This is a genomic window from Pseudomonas sp. FSL W5-0299 (assembly GCF_005930655.1).
GTDB lineage: Bacteria > Pseudomonadota > Gammaproteobacteria > Pseudomonadales > Pseudomonadaceae > Aquipseudomonas > Aquipseudomonas mandelii.
Window position 1 is genome coordinate 1 of the sequence record NZ_RXHX01000075.1, and the last position, 5185, is coordinate 5185.

General features: G+C 52.6%; 9 protein-coding genes. 5 read left to right on the forward strand and 4 right to left on the reverse strand.

Going from position 1 to position 5185, the window contains the following annotated elements:
- Positions 1 to 146: twin-arginine translocation signal domain-containing protein (locus FHL16_RS33460; protein ID WP_138739114.1), on the reverse strand; the 146-nt coding region annotated here is incomplete at its 3' end.
- A 178-nt stretch (positions 147 to 324) separates the two neighbouring features.
- Positions 325 to 531 (reverse strand): co-regulatory protein PtrA N-terminal domain-containing protein, encoded by a 207-nt coding sequence (locus tag FHL16_RS33465; RefSeq protein ID WP_050683287.1) that lies wholly within the window; start codon positions 529 to 531, stop codon positions 325 to 327.
- A 299-nt stretch (positions 532 to 830) separates the two neighbouring features.
- Here FHL16_RS33465 and flgB point away from each other — a divergent pair, with 299 nt between their 5' ends.
- Positions 831 to 1247 carry a flagellar basal body rod protein FlgB gene (gene flgB / locus FHL16_RS33470; RefSeq protein WP_077750531.1) on the forward strand — a complete coding sequence of 139 codons (417 nt, stop codon included), beginning with the start codon at positions 831 to 833 and terminating at the stop codon, positions 1245 to 1247.
- Here flgB and FHL16_RS33475 read toward each other — a convergent pair.
- Positions 1244 to 1426 carry a heavy-metal-associated domain-containing protein gene (locus tag FHL16_RS33475; RefSeq protein ID WP_077750529.1) on the reverse strand — a complete coding sequence of 61 codons (183 nt, stop codon included), beginning with the start codon at positions 1424 to 1426 and terminating at the stop codon, positions 1244 to 1246. The two genes, flgB and FHL16_RS33475, sit on opposite strands and share 4 nt — an antisense overlap.
- Positions 1427 to 1790: 364 nt before the next feature.
- Here FHL16_RS33475 and FHL16_RS33480 point away from each other — a divergent pair, with 364 nt between their 5' ends.
- From FHL16_RS33480 to FHL16_RS33495, 4 genes are read left to right on the forward strand one after another with little or no spacing between them, the layout of a single operon-like run.
- Entirely contained in the window at positions 1791 to 2066 is a 276-nt protein-coding gene (locus FHL16_RS33480; protein WP_050683285.1) for a metal/formaldehyde-sensitive transcriptional repressor, read from the forward strand.
- A 20-nt stretch (positions 2067 to 2086) separates the two neighbouring features.
- Entirely contained in the window at positions 2087 to 3007 is a 921-nt protein-coding gene (dmeF, locus tag FHL16_RS33485) for a CDF family Co(II)/Ni(II) efflux transporter DmeF (protein WP_077750530.1), read from the forward strand.
- A 39-nt stretch (positions 3008 to 3046) separates the two neighbouring features.
- Entirely contained in the window at positions 3047 to 3418 is a 372-nt protein-coding gene (locus FHL16_RS33490) for a hypothetical protein (RefSeq protein ID WP_050683283.1), read from the forward strand.
- Between the two features lie 2 nt (positions 3419 to 3420).
- Positions 3421 to 3603 carry a DUF1289 domain-containing protein gene (locus FHL16_RS33495; RefSeq protein WP_050683282.1) on the forward strand — a complete coding sequence of 61 codons (183 nt, stop codon included), beginning with the start codon at positions 3421 to 3423 and terminating at the stop codon, positions 3601 to 3603.
- A gap of 149 nt (positions 3604 to 3752) precedes the next feature.
- Here FHL16_RS33495 and FHL16_RS33500 read toward each other — a convergent pair.
- On the reverse strand, positions 3753 to 5185 hold a 1433-nt coding region (locus tag FHL16_RS33500; RefSeq protein WP_077750532.1), incomplete at its 5' end, for a copper-translocating P-type ATPase.

Sequence of the window (5185 nt, forward strand, 5' to 3'; positions counted from 1 at the left end):
AGATCAAATTCGTTGCCGGTGAGAACGCTCGGCAGACCAGGACTGGTCACTGCCCATACAGGAGTGCGCCACAGACCAAGGCCGCCAAGAATGCCACCAGCGGCCAGGCCTTTAACGAATGTCCGCCTAGAGGTTTTGGAATGCATGCCGTTTATGTCCAATCAGTCAAAAGGGAAGCCGTACGAAACAACCAATGAGTTGCCCGGATGAGCTTCGCCCACCGTCACAAAAAACGAACTCTTACGGCAAGCGAGCTCAGAAATTGCCACATTTAAACCACCACAGTGATTACATTTCTGTCAGCTTGGGAATGTACCCAGCTATTTAGCAATTCTTGTGGTCCATCGCTTTGGCTTGGCTTTCTGCGACGGGAGGTTGGGAGCTTTGCGTTTGAGCTACTTGGTACGACTCCATCGAATTATTCCTAGCCACTTCCATACGTGCGAACGCCCGGTCACCACCGCCTTCAGCCATAGCCAAAGAAGAGACGGTCAGGGCTGCGATGACGAACAAAGTTTTGATGGGGTTCATTTGAATTTCCTCGGATGAGTATTGGTAACCCCTCGAATCCTACAGTTGTGTCAGGTTGCGATATTTCTCTTGAGGAACACGCTATTTAATCCGTAAGGTCTCGATCTTCCAACGTTACACCGCTATTAACTGAGTATCAGTTGAGGCGCTTAACATTGTAAGTGTCCGTTAGCTTTCAAGGTGCAGATGTTTTTTTAGTTTCTGCACTGGAACTGCATATGTGAGCCTGGATGCACCGCGTCAACACTTAAGTGTTCGATGCTCATGAAAAATAGCAACGCTACTGAGGGTGATTGAGTGTGAGTATTAATTTTGAGAAAGCGCTTGGCTCCGCAGAAAGAGCGTTAATTTTTCGTAGCCAAAGAGCTGAAATCTTGAGTAACAATATCGCAAACGCTGATACGCCGAACTTCAAGGCCCGAGATTTAGATTTTTCTACTGTGCTTTTGCAAAGCCAGACAAAAGAAACTCCTGCTACTCCGATTTCTTTGAAAACAACAAATGTAAAACACATTACCGGAAAAGAATCAGTAAATGATATTTACGGAGGTGCTTTGCTTTACAGCACACCAGCTCAACCTGCCATTGATCAAAATACTGTCGATCAGCAGGTCGAGATCGCAAAGTACACAGAAAATGGAATACGTTTCGACGCCGCTTTTACTAGGTTGAATGGAGCATTCAAAGGTTTGCTCAAAGCTCTGCGAGGTGATTAGTAGCGCAAGGGCTTGCGAGCGGTAATTGTCTGCTCTGGGCTTTCGCTGCTTTCAACACTCACCTTACCGGCTGACCGATCCACGGAAACGGTAGCTTCGTTGTCCAGTGACTGAATCGCTTTGGTGATTTTGCTGACGCAACTGCCGCAACCGATGCCTGATACATCTAAGACGAACATGGTTATTCCTCTCGTGCTGAGCGGTCTCTTTTCACCGCACCGATAGCATCAACGTTGACACGACGGCAAGGTCAACAGTTATATGTTTCGGGTTGTGAGTGTCATTGACGGGTAATTGCACAGACTTAATCACTCGTTTGCATTTGACCTGATAAACGATTTGCAGCGTATTCGACCAATACGCTTCTTGGTCATGGCCGGGAGAGAACGGTCAGAGGCGGACATTCCAGCTACTCTCGCTCCTCACTCGCAGTTGAAGCCTCTTTCCTGCCAGGCACTGTAGATGCTCTCTCCGCTCCTTGGTCTTGCATAGGTATAGGGGGTATGCCTATCATGCACAATACATAGCTAGGGGGGGTATCCTATGGGCCATATTGCAGCAAACAAAGAAAATCTTCTCAAACGCGTAAAACGCATAGCCGGACAAATCCAAGCCGTTGAACGGGCATTGGAATCGGATCTCGATTGCGCCAAAACACTACACCTTGTTGCTGCCACTCGCGGAGCAATCAACGGCTTAATGGAGGAAATCATCGAGGACCACGCGCGGGAGCATGTCGCGAACCCTGCGCTCAGCGAAGAAGAGCGTAACAAGGGCGTCGAAGAGCTTCTTGAAGCCATTCGCCGTTACGCCAAGTGAACGCATCTAGGTACACACTCATGAGCAGCACCAACATCAATTACACACACGACCACGTGTTCCTTGGCTCAGCGCACGACGAAAATGCCAAGCGTACGCTTTGGGTTGTGGCACTGACGGTGGTGATGATGGTTGGCGAGATCACCGCCGGCTATATCACGGGTTCGATGGCGTTACTGGCCGATGGCTTCCACATGGCAACCCATGCCGGCGCATTGGGCATCGCGGCGGCCGCTTACGGATACGCAAAACGCCATGCTTCCAGCCAGCGCTACAGTTTCGGTACCGGAAAGGTTGGAGACTTGGGCGGATTCGCCTCGGCACTGATTCTCGGTATGGTCTCCCTGGGAATTGGCATTGAGTCTGTCATGCGCCTCTTGCAGCCAACGGAAGTTCAGTTCGGCACCGCTACGCTCATCGCGATTGCCGGTTTGATCGTCAACATTGTCAGTGCCTTGTTGCTGGGCCACGGGCACAGTCATGGGCACGATCACGATCACGATCACGGCCATGCCCACCACGGGAACGACAACAACCTGAAATCGGCCTACGTCCACGTCATCGCAGACGCGCTGACTTCGGTTCTGGCCATTGCTGCACTGCTCGCCGGCCGGTATCTCGGCTGGGTTTGGCTAGACCCGGTCATGGGCATTGTCGGCGCCATTGTTATCGCGCGCTGGGCATGGACCTTGATGGGGGCAACCGCAGGAGTACTGCTGGATCAGACAGACGCACACGTTGCCGAGGAAATCCGCGAACTGGTTGAGAAACCGGGGGATGCCACTATCACGGACTTGCACGTCTGGCGGATTGGACCGCAAGCCCATGCGGCCATCGTCAGCGTCCTTGGTGAGGCCACTGCGAACGCCGATAGAATTCGTGAACGTCTCAAGCCGGTCTACGAAGTCAGCCATCTGACGGTCGAGTTTCGACCTGTCTGATTCAGCGCCCCCCCACCATTGTCTCCAAAGGAACCCGCAATGCCTCCAGGGAAACGTGAACTGGCACGAATCGAACGTCGGTTGATGACCACGCTCACCGAAGCATGCGAAACAGCAAAAGGTGAAATCGAAGGCTTTACCTGGCTCACTCATGCCGCTGACCTGAACGCATTGGCTGAAACCCTGAATGTAATCTGGGTGTTCGAAACCCAGGCTGACAGAAAGCGCGCCCTGGTTAACGCTAAGGCGCGCATCTTTGAGTTGACGGCCTTAGCGTTGAATGAGGCCAACATCGATCTGATCCCTTCAAACCTTAACGTCCGCTTCGACTCTGAGGAGGAGTGTCAGCGAACTCACGGAGGTGACTGGAACACCCGCCTGACTCAATCACGTGTGTCCAAAGGTGGCTGACAATGGCTAAAGAAATCGAGAATCCCTGCATCTCAGTTTGCCAACTCAGTGGTGATCTGTGTGTGAGCTGTGGGCGAAGCAAGGAAGACATCAGAAAATGGAAACGCATGAAGCGGCCTGAAAAAATGGCCGCTGTTCAAAGGGCGAATGTGCGCTTGAAGGGACTGAAGAAAGCACATGGGTAGTCACTTGCCCAGGTTTACCGCTTTGGGTCGTTATGAGCCCCTCAGCTTTGATGTCTGGTTGGTCAAATTCTCAATCGCTGATCAGTCAAATGCGAATGACTGGTCAGGTCGTATGCAAACGCATGGCAAGTGCGCTGCAATTTTGAAGCTCAGTCAATTCGGGTATTCCTCAGTCTCAATGCATTGAAAACTACAGATGCAGAACTGACGCTCATGGCTATGGCAGCGATCATGGGCGACAGGAGATGTCCCGTAAGTGGATAGAGCAAGCCTGCGGCAAGAGGAATGCCCATTGAGTTGTAAAGAAAGGCGAAACCCAAATTTTGCCGCATGTTTTTTACTGTTGCGACCGAAAGAGCCCGTGCTCGTAAAATCCCCATCAGGTCGCCTTTTACCAGCGTGAGTTGCGCGCTATTCATCGCCACGTCAGTCCCTGTCCCCATGGCTATGCCCACATCTGCTCGCGCCAGGGCCGGTGCATCGTTGATACCGTCACCAGCCATGGCAACCTTCCTGCCATATTGCTGGAGGTCTGCGACCAGACGTTCCTTGTCCTGAGGTTTCACTTCACCGTGGACTTCTTCAATCCCCATCTCCCTGGCGACAGCCCGAGCGGTGGTGAGCCCGTCGCCAGTAGCCATGATAATTTTGATGTCATCAGCCTTGAGCTTGGTGACTGCTTCTTTGGAGGTCGGCTTAATTGGATCTGATACTGCCAACAACCCTGCCAATACCCCGTCGACTGCGAGGTAGATGATGCTGATGCCATCAAGTCGCAACAACTCTGCACGCTCTTGTAGGGGCTTAGTGCTCACGCCTGCGGCTTCCATCAACGCGGTGTTCCCCAGCTGGATCTTCTTGCCATCAACGATGCCACTGACCCCGATACCTGAACCAGACTCAAAGGATTCTGGCTTGGTGAGCTTAATGTTCTCGGTTCGGGCGTGATCGACGATTGCATGAGCCAAGGGATGCTCGCTGCCCTGATCAAGGCTGGCAGCCAGCTGAAGAACATCGTGGGGATTGAATCTGGGTGTGGCCTCCACGCTGTGAAACACTGGCCGACCCTCTGTCAGGGTGCCTGTCTTATCGACAATCAGCGTGTCGATCTTGCAAAGGTTTTCGATGGCACTGGCATCCCTGAACAGCACACCCATGCTGGCTGCTTTACCTGTCGAAACCATGATCGACATGGGTGTAGCAAGACCCAACGCACAGGGGCAAGCGATGATCAGCACGGCGACAGCGTTGATCAGACCAAACACCCAGCTGGGCTCAGGGCCAAAAAGCCCCCAACCAACAAATGTCAGTATCGCAATCGCGATAACACCCATCACAAAGTAGCCGGCAATCGAGTCGGCCATTCGTTGCATTGGTGCTTTGGAGCGCTGAGCCCGAGCGACCATCTGTACGATCTGTGACAGCATGGTCTCGGCGCCGACCTTCTGCGCCTCCATTACCAAGCTCCCATGTGTATTCAGCGTGGCGCCGATCAGGCTATCTCCAGCTCTCTTCATTACCGGCACTGGCTCGCCAGTGAGCATGGACTCATCCACCGCACTTTCACCCTCCAGTACTGAGC

Bases quoted from the DNA above. Each gene is read 5' to 3' on its own strand.
- FHL16_RS33475 (WP_077750529.1), bottom strand. From the start codon at position 1,426: ATGTTCGTCTTAGATGTATCAGGCATCGGTTGCGGCAGTTGCGTCAGC.
- FHL16_RS33480 (WP_050683285.1), top strand. From the start codon at position 1,791: ATGGGCCATATTGCAGCAAACAAAGAAAATCTTCTCAAACGCGTAAAA.
- FHL16_RS33495 (WP_050683282.1), top strand. From the start codon at position 3,421: ATGGCTAAAGAAATCGAGAATCCCTGCATCTCAGTTTGCCAACTCAGT.
- dmeF (WP_077750530.1), top strand. From the start codon at position 2,087: ATGAGCAGCACCAACATCAATTACACACACGACCACGTGTTCCTTGGC.
- FHL16_RS33490 (WP_050683283.1), top strand. From the start codon at position 3,047: ATGCCTCCAGGGAAACGTGAACTGGCACGAATCGAACGTCGGTTGATG.
- FHL16_RS33465 (WP_050683287.1), bottom strand. From the start codon at position 531: ATGAACCCCATCAAAACTTTGTTCGTCATCGCAGCCCTGACCGTCTCT.